Origin of the sequence: Streptomyces sp. CB02058, from assembly GCF_001905505.1 — a bacterium.
GTDB lineage: Bacteria > Actinomycetota > Actinomycetes > Streptomycetales > Streptomycetaceae > Streptomyces.
Genome location: NZ_LIPG01000006.1, coordinates 212937 through 229518, shown reverse-complemented (window position 1 = coordinate 229518; position 16582 = coordinate 212937). Strand labels below are relative to the sequence as shown.

Here is a 16582-nt window from a genome sequence, read left to right as displayed (position 1 = left end):
GCCGCGTGCTGTCAGTGGCGGGCCGTAGGGTCTGCGACATGACGTCCGTACCGCGCCCGCCTCAGCCACCCTCGTCCCTGTCGCCGTCGCGCGCGAGCGATTTCATGCAGTGCCCCCTGCTGTACCGCTTCCGGGTCATCGACAAACTGCCCGAGAAGCCCAGTGAGGCTGCTACCCGGGGCACGCTCGTGCATGCGGTGCTCGAACGGCTCTTCGACGCCCCGGCGGTGGACCGTACGGCGCCGCGGGCGAAGGCGCTGATCCCGGGTCAGTGGGACCGGCTGCTGGAGTCGAAGCCCGAGCTCACGGAGCTGTTCGAGGGGGATCCGGAGGGCGAGCGGCTCGCAGGGTGGCTGGGCGAGGCCGAGCGGCTCGTGGAGCGGTGGTTCTCGCTGGAGGACCCGACGCGCCTGGAGCCCGCGGAGCGGGAGCTCTTCGTCGAGACGGAGCTGGATTCGGGCCTGCGGCTGCGCGGTGTGATCGACCGGATCGACGTGGCTCCCACGGGCGAGGTCCGGATCGTGGACTACAAGACGGGCAAGGCGCCGCGGCCGGAGTACGCGGAGGGCGCGCTGTTCCAGATGAAGTTCTACGCCCTGGTGATCTGGCGCCTGAAGAAGGTGGTGCCCCGCCGGCTCCAGCTCGTCTATCTGGGCAGCGGCGACGTCCTGACGTACGACCCCGTGCCCGCCGACCTTGAGCGGGTGGAGCGCAAGCTGCTGGCGCTGTGGGAGGCGATCCGGCTCGCCACCGAGACGGGCGAGTGGCGGCCGAGGCCGACGAAGCTGTGCGGCTGGTGCGATCACCGGTCGGTCTGCCCCGAGTTCGGTGGGACTCCCCCGGTCTATCCCCTGTCCGTCCGCCCGGCGGAATCGGTGGAGGGTGTGCAGGGCAGAATGGAGCCGGTGCGGCCCGAGGCCGGCCAACCGGTGGCCCTCGAAGGTCCTTAAGGAGATTACGTGGCTATCCGCGTCCTGCTGGTCGATGATCAGCCACTGCTGCGCACGGGCTTCCGGATGATCCTGGAGGCCGAGGGCGATCTGGCGGTGGTCGGTGAGGCCGGTGACGGTCTGCAGGCCATCGACCAGGTGCGGGCCCTGCAGCCGGATGTCGTGCTCATGGACATCCGGATGCCGCGGATGGACGGCGTCGAGGCGACCCGCCAGATCACGGGTCCCGGCCGGGACGGTCCGGCCAAGGTCCTGGTGCTGACGACGTTCGACCTCGACGAGTACGTGGTCGAGGCGCTGCGCGCCGGGGCCAGCGGCTTCCTGCTGAAGGACGCGCCGGCCAACGAGCTGGTGCAGGCCATCCGGGTGGTGGCGGCCGGAGAGGCGATGCTGGCCCCGAGCATCACACGCCGGCTGCTCGACAAGTACGCCGACCATCTGCCCTCGGGCGAGGACCCCGTCCCGGACGCCCTGCACACCCTCACCGAGCGTGAGGTGGAGGTGCTGAAGCTGGTGGCGCGCGGCCTCTCCAACGCGGAGATCGCGGCCGATCTGTTCGTGAGCGAGACGACCGTGAAGACCCATGTGGGTCATGTGCTGACGAAGCTGAGTCTGCGCGACCGCGTCCAGGCCGCGGTCTACGCCTACGAGAGCGGGCTGGTGCGCCCCGGGGCCCAGTGAGGCGCGGGGGGCGGAACGTGGAAACCGGCGAGGGCCGGGGCCGGTCGGCCCCGGCCCTCGCCGGTTCTCGTCAGGTGCCTCGTCAGGCGTCGCCCTGGCCCAGCTCCCAGAGCTGGAGGTCGGCCGAGGAGTTGACGGCCCACTCCACACCGGTCAGCCCGTCGAGCGAGGCGACGTACTGCTTGCCCTGCCAGATCGGGAGGACGGGGACGTCGTCCGCGACGATCTCCTGGAGCTTCTCGAAGACCGGGCTCGCCGCGCTGCGGTCGGCCTCGCGGCGGGACTGCGGGATCAGCGTGTCCTGCGCGAGCGCCGACTTGTACGGCGAGTTGAGGAAGTTGTTGTCGTCGAGGAACGGCGCGGTGTAGTTGTCCGCGTCCGGGAAGTCGGGGAACCATCCCATGCCGTAGACCGCGTAGTCGCCGTTCTTCTGCGCGGGGCGGTACTTGGCCCACGGGGTGCCCTCGACGTCGACGTCGAAGAGCCGCGTGGCGTTGAGCTGCTTGGCCAGCGCCTCGAACTCGGCCTTGGTCGCGGGGCCGTAGTGGTCCGTCGTGTAGTGCAGGGTGAACTTCACCGGCGTACTGATGCCGGCCTTCTCCAGGATCTCCGATGCCTGGCCCACGCTCGGCTCGCCGTACTTGTTGAAGAACGAGTTGGAGTGGCTGGTGATGCCGGACGGGATCAGCGAGTAGAGCGGGTCGGCGGTGCTGCCGTAGACCTTGCTGGCGATGGCCCCGCGGTCGATGACCTGGGCCATGGCCTGGCGTACGGCCTTGTCCTTCACCGCGGGGTCCTCGGTGTTGAACGCGAGGTAGCTGATGGCGAGGCCGGGCATCTCGGTGAGCTTGATGCCGTCCTTCGGCGTCTCCAGCATGCCCTGGGCCTGCTCGGGCGACATGGTGCGCGTCATCATGTCGATCTTCTTGTCGTCGAGCGCCTTGCCCATCGCCGCGGCGTCGGGGAAGAGGTCCAGCTCGACCTTCTCGTTGCTGACCTTCAGATCGCCCTTGTACTTCGGGTTCTTGGTGAAGACCACCTTGACGACCTGGTCGCCCTCGACCTCGGGCTTCATGGTGTACGGGCCGGACCCGTCGACCTGGAAGCCCTTGCGGGCCGACTTCGCCGGGTACTTGTCCTGCTGGACGATGCCGGCGGACGGCGTGGCGAGCTTGTAGGGGAACGTGGCGTCCGGGGTCTTCAGGTGGAAGACGACCTGGTCCTCGCCCTTGGTCTCGATCGTGTCGATGTTGGCGAGCAGGCCGACGGGGCCGCTCTCGTCCTTGATGTCCAGGACGCGCTGGATGGAGTACTTCACGTCGTCCGGAGTGACGGGTGTGCCGTCCGCGAAGGTGAGCCCCTCGCGCAGCGTGCAGCGGTAGCTCTCGTTCTCGGTGTCCGTGAAGGCGCAGCTCTCTGCCGCCTCGGGGACCGGCTCGCCGCCGCCGCGCGGAATGTGGGTCAGGGTCTGCACGGTCTGGCGCAGCACGTTCCAGACACCCGCTTCGTATCCGATCGCGGGGTCGAGCGGGGCCGGGTTGTCGGCCGAGGCGATGAACTGGTCCGTCGTCCCGACAACGATGGCATCGCCCCCGTCCTCCGACCCACCACAGGCGGCGAGCACGGGCGCGAGCAGGCCGACTACGGCCGGCAACACCAGCGTCTTGCGGTTCATCTGGACGTTCTCCCTCGGTCCGACACGTGAGAAAACCGAGGTTAGTTGGCGTTCCGGGGGGCCTTGACCGGTGCCGATCAGGGGCGTATCCACTCGGTGATCACCGATGACGGGTTGTCCATGTAGCGCCCAGGAATGTTTCGTGCACGAGTCCACCAAGCGGGACGTATGGGAGCCCAAAACGGACAGCGGGGCCGATCTTCGGAGGGCCCGAATGTCACATGGAGTGACGAACATCACGCCCGGGTCCGGGCGTACGCATTGACATGGACCTGTTCTGCGGCAAGATCCGCAGCCCTCACTCGGCGGAGACGAGGCCGCGCAGGAAGGCGAGGTCCACGTGCTCCAGGGAGGGCACCACCGCTCTCCCGGGCGCGGGGGCGATGGGCGCGACCGAGGGGACGGCGACGACATGGCAGCCCGCCGCCTCCGCCGCGGCGACCCCGGTCGCGGTGTCCTCGACGACCGCGCAGCGCCAGGGTTCCGCCCCGAAGCCCGCGGCGGCGACGAGGTAGGGCTCGGGGTGGGGCTTCGTGCGGGTCACCTCGTCGCCCGCGACCGTGAGCGCGAAGTGGTGGCGGCCGACCGAGTCCAGCACCCGGTCGATGATGCGCCGGTGGGAGGCGGAGACGAGGGCCGTGGGTACCTCGTGCGCCGCCAGCTCGGCGAGCAGCCGGGCGGCGCCCGGCATCAGCGGCACCCCGTCGCCGATGCGCGCCTCGAAGCGGTCGTTGAGGAGCACCGTGAGCTTCTCCAGGGAGATGCCCGCGCCCGTGACCTCGATGAGGTACCCCGCGCTCCGGGTCATCGGGCCGCCGACGACCACGTCACGCCATGCCTCGTCCAGCCGGTGACCGAGGTCCGCGAAGACCTCGACCTCCACGTCCCACCAGAATCCCTCGGTGTCGACCAGGGTGCCGTCCATGTCGAGCAGGACTGCTTGCAGCGCCGACCCTTCGGCCGTACGGGTCAGGGACGCGGGGACCGTACTGGTCATCCGGCACACCTCCAAGAGGGACGAGAAGGCCGGCCGCCTTCCCGGTGGGAACGGCGACCGGCCTGCACTGGACCGACCATTCTACGACTCGCCCGCGCACGGCGCGCGGAGTGCCGCTTGCCGCGCGTTGAACACCGCCCTACCGCGCGTTGAAGTACTTCGCCTCGGGGTGGTGGATGACGATCGCGTCCGTGGACTGCTCGGGGTGCAGCTGGAACTCCTCGGAGAGCTTCACCCCGATGCGCTCGGGCTCCAGGAGCTCGGCGATCTTCGCCCGGTCCTCCAGGTCGGGGCAGGCCCCGTAGCCGAGGGAGAAACGCGCGCCGCGGTACTTCAGCGCGAACATGTCCTCGACGTCGGAGGGGTCCTCCCCGGCGAAGCCGAGCTCGCTGCGGACCCGCGCGTGCCAGTACTCGGCGAGGGCCTCGGCCAGCTGCACGGACAGGCCGTGCAGCTCCAGGTAGTCACGGTAGGAGTTCGACTCGAAGAGCTCGGCGGTGGCCCCGCCGATCTTCGAGCCGACGGTGACGACCTGGAGGCCGATCACGTCCGTCTCCCCCGACTCCTCGGGACGGAAGAAGTCCGCGAGGCAGAGCCGGCGGCCGCGGCGCTGGCGCGGGAAGGTGAAACGGGTGCGCTCCGAGCCGTCCTCGTGCAGCAGGATCAGGTCGTCGCCCTTGGAGACGCACGGGAAGTAGCCGTAGACGACGGCGGCCTCCAGCAGGTTCTCGGTGTGGAGCTTGTCGAGCCAGCCGCGCAGATGCGGGCGGCCCTCCCGCTCCACGAGCTCCTCGTACGTCGGTCCGTCACCGGCGCGCGCCTGCTTGAGGCCCCACTGGCCCTTGAAGAGGGCGCCCTCGTCCAGCCAGGACGCGTACTCCTTGAGCTGGATGCCCTTGACGACGCGGGTGCCCCAGAACGGCGGCTCGGGGACCGGGTTGGTGACGGAGACGTCGGAGCGCACGCCCTCCTCCGGCTCCGCGACCTCCAGCACCGCGGTGTCGCGCTTGGGGACGCGGCGCTGCTTCAGCTCGGGGAGGCTGGCCCCCGGGACGCCCCGCTTGACGGCGATGAGGGCGTCCATCAGCCGCAGCCCCTCGAACGCGTCGCGGGCGTAGCGGACCTCGCCCTCGTAGATCTCGTGCAGGTCCTGCTCGACGTAGGCACGGGTGAGGGCGGCACCGCCCAGGATCACCGGGTACTCGGCCGCCAGCTTGCGCTGGTTCAGCTCCTCCAGGTTCTCCTTCATGATCACGGTGGACTTCACCAGGAGGCCGGACATGCCGATGACGTCGGCGCGGTGCTCCTCGGCGGCCTCCAGGATCGCGGAGACGGGCTGCTTGATGCCCAGGTTGACCACGTTGAACCCGTTGTTCGACAGGATGATGTCGACCAGGTTCTTGCCGATGTCGTGGACGTCGCCGCGCACGGTGGCGAGGACGATGGTGCCCTTGCCGTCGTCGTCGGTCTTCTCCATGTGCGGTTCGAGGTAGGCCACCGCGCTCTTCATGACCTCGGCGGACTGGAGCACGAAGGGCAGCTGCATCTGGCCGGAGCCGAACAGCTCTCCGACGACCTTCATGCCTTCGAGCAGGGTGTTGTTGACGATGTCGAGGGCCGGCTGGGTCCGCAGGGCCTCGTCGAGGTCGGCCTCCAGGCCGTTCTTCTCGCCGTCGATGATGCGGCGCTGGAGCCGCTCGTCGAGCGGCAGGGCCAGGAGTTCCTCGGCCTTGCCCTGCTTCATCGACTTCATGTTGACGCCCTCGAAGAGCTCCATGAGCTTCTGCAGGGGGTCGTAACCCTCCTCGCGGCGGTCGTGGATCAGGTCGAGGGCGACCTTGACCTGCTCCTCCTCCAGCCGGGCGATCGGCAGGATCTTGGAGGCGTGCACGATCGCGGAGTCCAGTCCCGCCTTGACGCACTCGTCGAGGAAGACGGAGTTCAGCACGACGCGGGCGGCCGGGTTCAGGCCGAAGGAGATGTTGGACAGGCCCAGGGTGGTCTGCACGTCGGGGCGGCGGCGCTTCAGCTCGCGGATGGCTCCGATCGTGGCGATGCCGTCCTTGCGGGACTCCTCCTGCCCGGTGCAGATGGTGAAGGTCAGACAGTCGATGAGGATGTCCGACTCGTGGATGCCCCAGTTGGTGGTGAGGTCGTCGATGAGCCGCTCGGCGATGGCGACCTTGTGCTCGACGGTACGGGCCTGGCCCTCCTCGTCGATGGTCAGCGCGATGAGCGCGGCGCCGTGCTCGGAGGCCAGCCCGGCGACCTTCGCGAAGCGGGACTCGGGGCCGTCGCCGTCCTCGTAGTTGACGGAGTTGAGCACGGCCCGGCCGCCGAGCTTCTCCAGACCGGCGCGCAGGACGGGCACCTCGGTGGAGTCCAGGACGATCGGCAGGGTGGAGGCGGTGGCGAAGCGGCCGGCCAGCTCCTCCATGTCGGCGACGCCGTCGCGGCCCACGTAGTCGACGCAGAGGTCGAGCATGTGCGCGCCCTCGCGGATCTGGTCGCGGGCCATCTCCACGCAGTCGTCCCAGCGGGCGTCAAGCATGGCCTCACGGAACTTCTTGGAGCCGTTGGCGTTCGTACGCTCGCCGATCGCGAGGTACGAGGTGTCCTGGCGGAACGGGACGGTCTGGTAGAGCGAGGCGGCGCCCGGCTCGGGGCGCGGGTCACGGGTCCCCGGCACGGTGCCGCGCACGCGCTCCACGACCTGGCGCAGGTGCTCGGGCGTCGTACCGCAGCAGCCGCCGACGAGGGAGAGGCCGTACTCCTGGACGAAGGTCTCCTGGGCGTCGGCCAGCCCCTCGGCGTCGAGCGGGAAGTGCGCGCCGTCCTTGGTGAGCACCGGAAGCCCGGCGTTCGGCATGCAGAGCAGCGGGATACGGGAGTGGCGCGTGAGGTAGCGCAGGTGCTCGCTCATCTCGGCGGGGCCGGTCGAGCAGTTCAGGCCGATCATGTCGACGCCGAGCGGTTCGAGCGCGGTCAGCGCGGCGCCGATCTCGGAGCCGAGCAGCATGGTGCCGGTCGTCTCGAAGGCCAGCGAGCACAGCACCAGGAGGTCGCTCCCCATGGCCTCCAGGGCCCGGCGCGCGCCCAGCACGGCCGCCTTGGTCTGGAGGAGGTCCTGCGTGGTCTCGATGATCAGCGCGTCGGCGCCGCCCGCGATGAGGCCTTCGGCGTTCTGCTGGAAGCCGTCGCGCAGCACGGTGTACGGGGCGTGGCCCAGCGTCGGCAGCTTGGTGCCGGGGCCGATGGAGCCGAGGACCCAGCGCTGCTGTCCGGTGGACTCGGTGAAGCGGTCGGCGACCTCGCGGGCGATGCGCGCGCCGGACTCGGAGAGCTCGTGGATCCGGCCGGGGATGTCGTACTCGCCCAGGGCGGAGGCGTTGGCTCCGAAGGTGTTCGTCTCGACGCAGTCGACGCCGACCGCGAAGTACTCCTCGTGCACCGAGCGGACGATGTCGGGGCGGGTGACGTTCAGGACCTCGTTGCACCCTTCGAGGTTCTCGAAGTCCTCGAGGGTGGGGTCCTGGGCCTGGAGCATGGTGCCCATCGCACCGTCGGCCACCACCACCCGGGTGGCGAGCGCCTCACGGAGCGCTGCGGCTCGGGTCCGGCTGTCAGCTGAGGGGGTCGGCGACGAGGCCATGGATGTTCTCCCTGGGATGCGACGGCTGTCGGCTTTGCGCCCTTCTACGGAGGGGGCACGCGGCCAGCGTAGCCGGGAGGCGGCCGGGGCGGTCGTCGCGTCCCACGGGGCGGACTGCATGCTGTGCGGGGAACGGGCCCACTCGCGGGTGTGACGCATAATCTTCGCGCCACCGGACAGAGGTCGGCATCGACCGATAGTGTTCAGCATTGTCGAACCGAGGTGGAGGAGTACGGCGCGATGGCGAAGAACATCCAGTCGCTCGAGCGGGCGGCGGCGATGCTGCGTCTGCTGGCGGGCGGCGAGCGCCGGCTCGGCCTGTCCGACATCGCGTCCTCGCTCGGCCTGGCCAAAGGTACCGCGCACGGCATCCTGCGCACCCTCCAGCACGAGGGCTTCGTCGAGCAGGACACGGCGTCCGGCCGCTACCAGCTGGGCGCGGAGCTGCTGCGCCTGGGCAACAGCTACCTCGACGTGCACGAGCTGCGGGCCCGCGCGCTGGTGTGGACCGACGACCTGGCCCGGTCCAGCGGCGAGAGCGTCCACCTGGGCGTGCTGCACCAGCACGGCGTACTGATCGTCCACCACGTCTTCCGGCCCGACGACAGCCGCCAGGTGCTGGAGGTGGGCGCCATGCAGCCGCTGCACTCCACCGCCCTGGGCAAGGTGCTCTCCGCATACGACCCGGTCGCGCACAGCGAGGTCACGGAGGTGGAGCGGCGGTCCTTCACGCCGCGCACCGTCACGGGCGAGGAGGAGTTCGAGTCGCTGCTCGACCTGATCCGGGCCCAGGGCTGGGCGGCCGACGTCGAGGAGACCTGGGAGGGCGTGGCCGCCGTGGCGGCGCCCATCCACGACCGGCGCAGGATGCCGGTCGGCGCCGTGGCGGTGACCGGCGCCGTGGAGCGCGTCTGCGCCGGCGGCGAGCTGCGCCCCGAGCTGGTCGCGGCCGTCCGGGACTGCGCGCGGGCCGTGTCCCGCGATCTCGGCGCCGGGCGCTTCTGAGGCTTCCGGGCACACCCCGCCGCGTCCGTAACGATCGAGTCGCACGTCACACACCCCTTGACGCACCACCCATCGGGGAGAAACATTGCCGCTCACCGGTCGGCATTGCCGAACACCTAACGGCAATACGCGTTAGGGTGTGACAGTGCCGAGGGCCGGTCAAGCCCTACAGGTGGGCTGCCCTCTCCTGAGAGGTACCCATCTGGGGCGCGATCCACCGGAGGGACCCGGTGTTTCGCCTTCCCCTGGACGAAGGACAAAGGAGTCGCGGGTGTCCAGCTCCGACATCTTCATCGGCGAGACCATCGGTACCGCCATACTCATCCTGCTCGGCGGCGGTGTCTGTGCCGCCGTCACGCTCAAGCGCTCGAAGGCGCAGAACGCCGGCTGGCTCGCCATCACCTTCGGGTGGGGTTTCGCCGTGCTGACGGGCGCCTACATCGCCTCCGGTGTATCCGGCGCCCACCTCAATCCGGCGGTCACGATCGGCCTCGCGATCCAGGGCGGCACCGCCTGGAGCGATGTGCCCCTCTACCTCGCCTCCGAACTGTTCGGCGCGATGATCGGCGCCGTGCTCGTCTGGGCCGTCTACTACGGACAGTTCCACGCGCACCTCACCGATCCGGAGATCGTGAAGGCCCAGCCGGCCGAGGAAGGCCTGGTCGACCAGACGGCGGCACCGAAGGCCGGTCCCGTGCTCGGCATCTTCACCACGGGCCCGGAGATCCGGAACGCGGTGCAGAACGTGGTCACGGAGGTCATCGCGACCTTCGTACTGGTCCTGGCGATCCTCACGCAGGGCCTCAACGACGAGGGCAACGGCCTCGGTGCGCTCGGCGCCCTGATCACCGCTCTGGTGGTCGTCGGGATCGGCCTGTCGCTCGGCGGGCCGACCGGCTACGCGATCAACCCGGTACGCGACCTCGGTCCGCGCATCGTGCACGCACTGCTGCCTCTGCCGAACAAGGGCGGGTCGGACTGGGGCTACGCCTGGGTACCGGTGGTAGGACCGCTCATCGGGGCCGCACTGGCCGGCGGGCTCTACAACCTCGCCTTCGCCTGAGCCGCACCTTCCACACCACACAGACTTCCGGGAGCCAACCGTGACCGACGCACACACCACAGGCCCGTTCATCGCGGCCATCGACCAGGGCACCACGTCCAGCCGCTGCATCGTCTTCGACAAGGACGGCCGGATCGTCTCCGTCGACCAGAAGGAGCACGAGCAGATCTTCCCCAAGCCGGGCTGGGTCGAGCACGACGCCAAGGAGATCTGGGAGAACGTCCAGGAGGTCGTCGCGGGGGCGATCGTCAAGGCGGGCATCACCGCCGCCGACGTCAAGGCGATCGGCATCACCAACCAGCGCGAGACCACGCTGCTCTGGGACAAGAACACCGGTGAGCCGGTCTACAACGCCCTGGTCTGGCAGGACACCCGGACCGACGCGCTCTGCAAGGAGCTCGGCCGCAACGTCGGCCAGGACCGCTTCCGCCGGGAGACCGGGCTGCCGCTCGCCTCCTACTTCGCCGGGCCCAAGGTCCGCTGGCTGCTCGACAACGTCGAGGGGCTGCGCGAGCGCGCCGAGCGGGGCGACATCCTCTTCGGCACCATGGACTCCTGGGTCATCTGGAACCTGACCGGCGGCACCGAGGGCGGCGTCCACGTCACCGACGTCACCAACGCCTCGCGCACCCTGCTGATGAACCTGCACACGATGCAGTGGGACGACAAGATCCTCAGCTCGATCGACATCCCCTCCGCCGTGCTGCCGGAGATCCGGTCCTCCGCCGAGGTCTACGGCACCGCCAAGGGCGGGGTGCTGGACGGTGTCCCGGTCGCCTCCGCGCTCGGCGACCAGCAGGCCGCCCTGTTCGGCCAGACGTGTTTCGCGGCGGGCGAGGCGAAGTCCACGTACGGCACCGGCACCTTCATGCTGATCAACACCGGCCACACCCCGGTGAACTCCTACAACGGGCTGCTGACCACCGTCGGCTACCGCATCGGCGAGCAGAAGCCGGTGTACGCCCTGGAGGGGTCGATCGCCGTCACCGGTTCGCTCGTCCAGTGGATGCGCGACCAGATGGGCCTGATCAAGTCCGCGGCCGAGATCGAGACGCTCGCCTCCTCCGTCGAGGACAACGGCGGCGCGTACTTCGTGCCGGCGTTCTCCGGTCTGTTCGCCCCGTACTGGCGTCCCGACGCCCGCGGTGTCATCGCCGGTCTCACCCGTTACGTCACCAAGGCGCACATCGCCCGTGCCGTGCTGGAGGCGACCGCCTGGCAGACCCGCGAGATCAGCGACGCCATGACCAAGGACTCCGGTGTCGAGCTGACCGCGCTCAAGGTCGACGGCGGAATGACCTCCAACAACCTGCTGATGCAGACCCTCTCCGACTTCCTGGACGCGCCCGTGGTGCGCCCCATGGTCGCCGAGACCACCTGCCTCGGCGCCGCCTACGCCGCCGGACTCGCCGTCGGCTTCTGGCCGGACACCGACGCGCTGCGCGCCAACTGGCGCCGTGCCGCCGAGTGGACACCCCGCATGGACGCGGCCACGCGTGACCGCGAGTACAAGAGCTGGCTCAAGGCCGTCGAACGGACCATGGGCTGGATCGAGGACGAAGAAAGCTGAGGAGCAACCGACATGACCACCCTGCAGAGCGTCCCCGCCCTCGGGACGCATCCGGCCTCCGGCTCCCTCCCGAGCCGTGCCGAGACCCGGGAGCGGCTTTCCAAGGCGACGTACGACCTCCTGGTGATCGGTGGCGGCATCCTGGGCATCTCCACCGCCTGGCACGCCGCGCAGTCCGGACTGCGGGTGGCCCTGGTGGACGCCGGTGACTTCGCCGGCGCCACCTCCTCCGCCTCCTCCAAGCTGCTCCACGGCGGTCTGCGCTACCTCCAGACCGGCGCGGTGAAGCTGGTCGCGGAGAACCACTTCGAGCGGCGCGCGGTCTCCCGCCAGGTCGCCCCGCACCTGGCCAACCCGCTCACCTTCTACCTGCCCGTCTACAAGGGCGGCCCGCACGGCGCGGCCAAGCTCGGCGCGGGCGTCTTCGCCTACTCGGCGCTGTCCGCGTTCGGTGACGGCGTCGGGCATGTGATCAGCCCCGCACGCGCCCAGCGCGACGTGCCGGAGCTGCGTACGGACGGTCTGAAGGCCGTCGCGGTCTACGGCGACGACCAGATGAACGACGCCCGGATGGCGCTGATGACCGTCCGCGCGGCCGTCGACGCGGGCGCCGAGGTCCTCAACCACGCCGCCGTCACCGGACTCCGGTTCACCAGGGGCCGGGTCACCGGCGCCGAGCTGGAGGACCGTCAGGACGGCACGGAGTTCGGCATCGACGCCCGGCTGGTGCTGAACGCCACCGGCCCGTGGGTCGACCACCTGCGGAAGCTGGAGGACCCGAACGCGGCGCCCTCCATACGCCTGTCCAAGGGCGCGCACCTGGTCCTCAAGCGGACCCGCCCCTGGAAGGCGGCGCTGGCGACGCCGATCGACAAGTACCGCATCACGTTCGCCCTGCCCTGGGAGGACATGCTGCTGCTCGGCACGACCGACGAGGAGTACGAGGGCGACCCGGCCGACGTCGCGGTCACCGAGAAGGACACGGCGCAGATCCTGGACGAGGCGGCGTTCTCCGTACGCGACCAGCAGCTGTCCCGCGATCTGATCACCTACTCCTTCGCGGGGCTCCGGGTGCTGCCGGGCGGTCCCGGGAACACCTCCAAGGCCAAGCGTGAGACGGTCGTGACCGAGGGACGCGGCGGGATGCTGTCGGTCGCGGGCGGCAAGTGGACGACGTTCCGTCACATCGGCCGTACGGTGATGAACAAGCTGGCGGAGCTCCCCGGGCACCCGCTCTCCGAGGACATGGAGCCGATGGCCCGGCTGCCGAGGAAGATGCCGCTGCCCGGTATCGCCAGCCCGAACGCCGTCGCGCACCGGCTGCTGGTCGACGGCGGTACGCCGGGGCCGAGGATGGCGGCCGACACCGCACGGCACCTCGCCACCCACTACGGCTCGCTCGCCTTCGACATCGCGCGCCTCGCGAACGAGGACCCGGCGCTGGCCGAGCGCGTCCACCCCGACGCCCCGGAGATCTGGGCGCAGGTGGCGTACGCCCGCGACCGTGAGTGGGCCGAGACGGCGGACGACGTGCTGCGCCGCCGGACGACGCTGACCATCCGCGGGCTCGCCACGGACGGCATCCGGACCCGGGTCGAGGAGATGCTCGGCGAAGGACGCTGACGGCGGCGGTCGGCAGGGGCGGTCCCCGGTGCGGGGGACCGCCCCTGCGGCCGTCGGTCCCCGGACGTGCCATGCAGCCGCCATACGGGTGCAATGTGACGCGGGGACAGTGGAGAGATGGCCGAACACCAGGGATTCCATCTGTCAGTGGCACTGAACGGCGGCGGCTCGCACCCGGCCGCGCCGGTCAGGACCTTCACGCCCGAGGAGTACGCCCGGCTGGTGCGCGTCGCCGAGACGGGACTGCTCGACTTCATCACGGTCGAGGACGGCCCCGGGAGGCTGGACTCCACCCTGCTGCTCGCCCACGCCGCACAGGCCACCGAACGGATCGGACTCGTACCGCTGGGGCCGACGACGGGTGACCCCACGGCGTGGGCGACCCGGATAGCGACGCTCGACCATCTGAGCGCGGGACGGGCCGGGGTGCGTCCCCGGGCCACGACGAGCGACGCGGAGCACGCCCGGCTCGTGGCGCTGCTGGGCACTCCCGAGGGCGACCGGCTGCTGGCCGGGCTCTTCGGCGAGGCGGGCGACTTCCTCACCGAGGCCGTCGGGGCGCTGGACGGTGTCCTGCCCGCCGGGCACGCCAGGCCGCCGGTGGCCCTGCTCGCGCACGCGACCATCCCCTACCGGCTGGCGGCCGCCCACGGTGACGTCGTGTTCGTGACCCCGGCGGACACAGCGGACCTGGTCTCCATCCGCGAGGAGGTCGGGACCCTGCGGGAGGAGGCGGGGCGCCCGGCGGGCGCGCTCCGCGTCTTCGCGGACGTCGATGTGGTGCTGGGCGGGAGCCAGGAGGCGGCCGAGGCGCGCGCGGCGGCCCTGGAGGAGGCCGCGGGCGCGCCCTTCACCTCGGACGCCCTCGTGTTCACCGGCACCCCGGAGGGGCTGGCGGACCTTCTGCAGGAGTGGTTCGTCGACGGCGGCGCGGACGGCTTCCGGCTGCGCCCCGCGGTGATCCCCGACGACCTGGAGGCGATCGCCACCGGGCTGGTGCCCGTCCTGCAGAAACGCGGGCTCTTCCGTACGGGGTACACCGCCCGCACCCTGCGCGGCCACCTCGGCCTCGCCGCCGCCTGACCCTGCCCGCGACGGAAGGAAGTCCCGCCTTGAAGTTCTCCGTACTCTCCCTCATCGGGCACGCCCCGCATCCGCTCACGGGCGAACTCCCCTCAGCAGCAGAGCGGTTCACCGAGGTGATCGAGACCGGTGCGGCAGCGGAGCGGCTCGGCTTCGACGCGTACGCGATCGGGGAACGGCACGCCGGGCCGTTCCTCTCGTCGAGCCCGGGCGTGGTGCTCGGCGCGCTCGCCGCACGGACCTCCACCATCCGGCTGCTGACCGGGGTCACGGTCGTCGCGATCCTCGATCCGGTGCGGGTGGCGGAGGACTTCGCGACGCTCGACCAGATCGCGCGCGGCCGGATCGAGCTGGTCGTGGGGAAGGGCGCCGAGGCCGGCCACTTCAGCCTGTTCGGGCTGGACGAGGAGCGGCAGTGGGATCTGCAGAAGGAGAAGTACGAGCTGCTGAGGCGGCTGTGGACCGAGGAAGGGGTCGACTGGGAGGGGGAGTTCCGTCCGCCGCTGAAGAACGTGACGACGGTGCCCCGTCCGTACGCCGGTCCCCCGCGCGTCTGGCACGGCTCGGCGACCAGTCTCAACTCCCCCGAACTGGCGGCCAGGCACGGCGACCCGCTGTTCACGGCCAACGCGATCCAGCCCCGTGAGGCGTACGCCCGGCTGATCGCCCACTACCGGGAGCGGTTCGAGGCGCATGGCCACGACCCGGCGGACGCGCGGGTCGCGGCCGGGTCCGGCGGCCTGCTGATCGCGGACACCACGGGGCAGGCCGTCGAACGCTACAAGGAGCTGTACGAGGCGAAGGTCGCCCAGTCCTTCAGACCGCACCTCGAAGGCAGGGCCGGCTACAACACGCCGTTCCGCACCATCGAGGACGCGATAGCCGACGGGCCCCAGCTCATCGGCTCCCCGCAGCGGATCATCGACAAGATCCTGGGCTACCACGAGGTGTACGGGCACGATCTCCAGTCGGTCACCGTCGACGGGTTCGGCCTGTCGCAGGGCGAACAGCTGGAGACGCTCCAGCGGTTCGCCGAGGAGGTCGCCCCCGTCGTGCGACGGGAGGCGCCCTCGACCCTCTGGGACCCGCCGGCGGCCCCGGCCGGCGGCTGACCTCCCGGGTCAGCGCCGGGGCGGGGCCTCGGCGAAGGGCACCTGGGCGGTTCCGGGGTCGGCCGGACCGCCCGGGTGGTTCCACAGTCCCCGGGCGGCGAGCCGGGGCAGGACGCCCTCGCCGAACCAGTACGCCTCCTCCAGGTGCGGATAGCCGGAGAGGACGAACTCGTCGATGCCGAGCCGGTGGTACTCCTCGATCCGCTGGGCGATCTCGTCGTGGCTGCCGACCAGCGCGGTGCCCGCGCCGCCCCGGACCAGGCCGATGCCGGCCCAGAGGTTCGGGTGGATCTCCAGGCCGTCGCGCCCGCCGCCGTGCAGGGCGAGCATCCTCTTCTGCCCCTCGGACTCGCTGCGGGCCAGGCCCTCCTGGACCGCGCGCACCGTGGCGGGGTCGAAGCCAGTGAGGAGCCGGCGTGCCTCGGCCCAGGCCTGCTCGGAGGTGTCCCGGGCGATGACGTGGAGCCGGATCCCGAAGCGCGGGGTGCGGCCCTGGCGCTCCGCGAGCCCGCGCACCCAGGCGATCTTCTCCTCGACCTGGGCGGGGGGTTCGCCCCAGGTGAGATAGACGTCGGCATGGCGGGCCGCGACCTCGCCCGCCGCCGGCGACGAGCCGCCGAAGTACACCTCGGGCACCGGGTCGGGGAGCCGGGCGAGCCGGGCCTCCTCGACGGTGAGGTGTTCGCCGTCGAGGTTCACGGTCTTGCCGTCCCAGAGGCCGCGGACGATCTCGAGGAATTCGCCGGTACGGGCGTAGCGCGCGTCCTTGCCGAGGAAGTCGCCGTAGGCGCGCTGCTCGTGGCTCTCGCCTCCGGTGACCACGTTGAGCAGCAGCCGGCCTCCGGTCTGGCGCTGGTAGGTGGAGGCCATCTGCGCGGCGAGCGTGGGCGAGACGAAGCCGGGCCGGAAGGCGACGAGGAACTTCAGCCGCTCGGTGTGCTGGCTCACCATGGCCGTGGTCAGCCAGGCGTCCTCGCACCAGGCGCCGGTGGGTGTCAGCACGCCCTCGAAGCCGAGGTCCTCGGCGGCGCGGGCGATCTGGGCGAGGTAGCGGACCGTGGGCGGCCGGTCGCCGCCGGCCGCGGTGACGGGGGTGCCGTGTCCGCCTCCCACGACATGGCGGCTGTCGCCGTTGGTGGGCAGGAACCAGTGGAAGGTGAGGGTCACCGGT

The 16582-nt window shown here is 70.7% G+C and carries 12 protein-coding genes; 8 read left to right on the top strand and 4 right to left on the bottom strand.

The annotated features are described in order from the left end of the window. The first annotated feature begins 104 nt into the window (after positions 1-104). Positions 105-950 (top strand): RecB family exonuclease, encoded by an 846-nt coding sequence (locus AMK10_RS29160; RefSeq protein ID WP_338014677.1) that lies wholly within the window; start codon positions 105-107, stop codon positions 948-950. 9 nt (positions 951-959) lie between these two features. Next, positions 960-1631, top strand: coding sequence for a response regulator (locus tag AMK10_RS29155; RefSeq protein ID WP_073729189.1), 672 nt, complete (start codon positions 960-962; stop codon positions 1629-1631). Between the two features lie 82 nt (positions 1632-1713). On the opposite strand, the gene AMK10_RS29150 is transcribed toward AMK10_RS29155, so the two are convergent. The 3 genes from AMK10_RS29150 to metH form a co-directional block, all read right to left on the bottom strand. Next, complete coding sequence (locus AMK10_RS29150; protein WP_073751396.1) at positions 1714-3306, bottom strand: ABC transporter substrate-binding protein; 1593 nt, start codon at positions 3304-3306, stop codon at positions 1714-1716. 298 nt (positions 3307-3604) lie between these two features. Beyond that, complete coding sequence (locus AMK10_RS29145) at positions 3605-4303, bottom strand: HAD family hydrolase (protein ID WP_073751394.1); 699 nt, start codon at positions 4301-4303, stop codon at positions 3605-3607. Positions 4304-4442: 139 nt separating this feature from the next. After that, entirely contained in the window at positions 4443-7955 is a 3513-nt protein-coding gene (metH, locus tag AMK10_RS29140) for a methionine synthase (protein ID WP_073751392.1), read from the bottom strand. Positions 7956-8195: 240 nt separating this feature from the next. Between metH and AMK10_RS29135 the strand changes: the two genes are divergently transcribed. The 6 genes from AMK10_RS29135 to AMK10_RS29110 all read left to right on the top strand — a co-directional run bounded on the left by AMK10_RS29135 (position 8196) and on the right by AMK10_RS29110 (position 15411). Further along, positions 8196-8960, top strand: a complete 765-nt coding sequence (locus AMK10_RS29135) for an IclR family transcriptional regulator (protein ID WP_073751390.1) — start codon at positions 8196-8198, stop codon at positions 8958-8960. A gap of 271 nt (positions 8961-9231) precedes the next feature. Continuing rightward, positions 9232-10023, top strand: coding sequence for an MIP/aquaporin family protein (locus AMK10_RS29130; protein WP_073751388.1), 792 nt, complete (start codon positions 9232-9234; stop codon positions 10021-10023). Positions 10024-10063: 40 nt separating this feature from the next. Continuing rightward, positions 10064-11593, top strand: coding sequence for a glycerol kinase GlpK (gene glpK / locus AMK10_RS29125; RefSeq protein ID WP_073751386.1), 1530 nt, complete (start codon positions 10064-10066; stop codon positions 11591-11593). Positions 11594-11605: 12 nt separating this feature from the next. Continuing rightward, entirely contained in the window at positions 11606-13216 is a 1611-nt protein-coding gene (locus AMK10_RS29120) for a glycerol-3-phosphate dehydrogenase/oxidase (RefSeq protein ID WP_073751384.1), read from the top strand. A 117-nt stretch (positions 13217-13333) separates the two neighbouring features. Then, positions 13334-14299 (top strand): LLM class flavin-dependent oxidoreductase, encoded by a 966-nt coding sequence (locus AMK10_RS29115; protein ID WP_073751382.1) that lies wholly within the window; start codon positions 13334-13336, stop codon positions 14297-14299. A gap of 29 nt (positions 14300-14328) precedes the next feature. Then, on the top strand, positions 14329-15411 hold the full coding sequence (locus AMK10_RS29110) for an LLM class flavin-dependent oxidoreductase (protein WP_073751380.1): 1083 nt from the start codon (positions 14329-14331) through the stop codon (positions 15409-15411). A 9-nt stretch (positions 15412-15420) separates the two neighbouring features. Here AMK10_RS29110 and AMK10_RS29105 read toward each other — a convergent pair whose 3' ends face one another. After that, positions 15421-16578, bottom strand: a complete 1158-nt coding sequence (locus AMK10_RS29105) for an LLM class flavin-dependent oxidoreductase (protein ID WP_073751378.1) — start codon at positions 16576-16578, stop codon at positions 15421-15423. Positions 16579-16582 lie beyond the last annotated feature (4 nt).

Coding starts and splice junctions, on each gene's coding strand:
- metH (WP_073751392.1), bottom strand. CDS start 7,955: ATGGCCTCGTCGCCGACCCCCTCAGCTGACAGCCGGACCCGAGCCGCA.
- AMK10_RS29115 (WP_073751382.1), top strand. CDS start 13,334: ATGGCCGAACACCAGGGATTCCATCTGTCAGTGGCACTGAACGGCGGC.
- AMK10_RS29135 (WP_073751390.1), top strand. CDS start 8,196: ATGGCGAAGAACATCCAGTCGCTCGAGCGGGCGGCGGCGATGCTGCGT.
- AMK10_RS29160 (WP_338014677.1), top strand. CDS start 105: ATGCAGTGCCCCCTGCTGTACCGCTTCCGGGTCATCGACAAACTGCCC.
- AMK10_RS29150 (WP_073751396.1), bottom strand. CDS start 3,306: ATGAACCGCAAGACGCTGGTGTTGCCGGCCGTAGTCGGCCTGCTCGCG.
- AMK10_RS29145 (WP_073751394.1), bottom strand. CDS start 4,303: ATGACCAGTACGGTCCCCGCGTCCCTGACCCGTACGGCCGAAGGGTCG.
- AMK10_RS29120 (WP_073751384.1), top strand. CDS start 11,606: ATGACCACCCTGCAGAGCGTCCCCGCCCTCGGGACGCATCCGGCCTCC.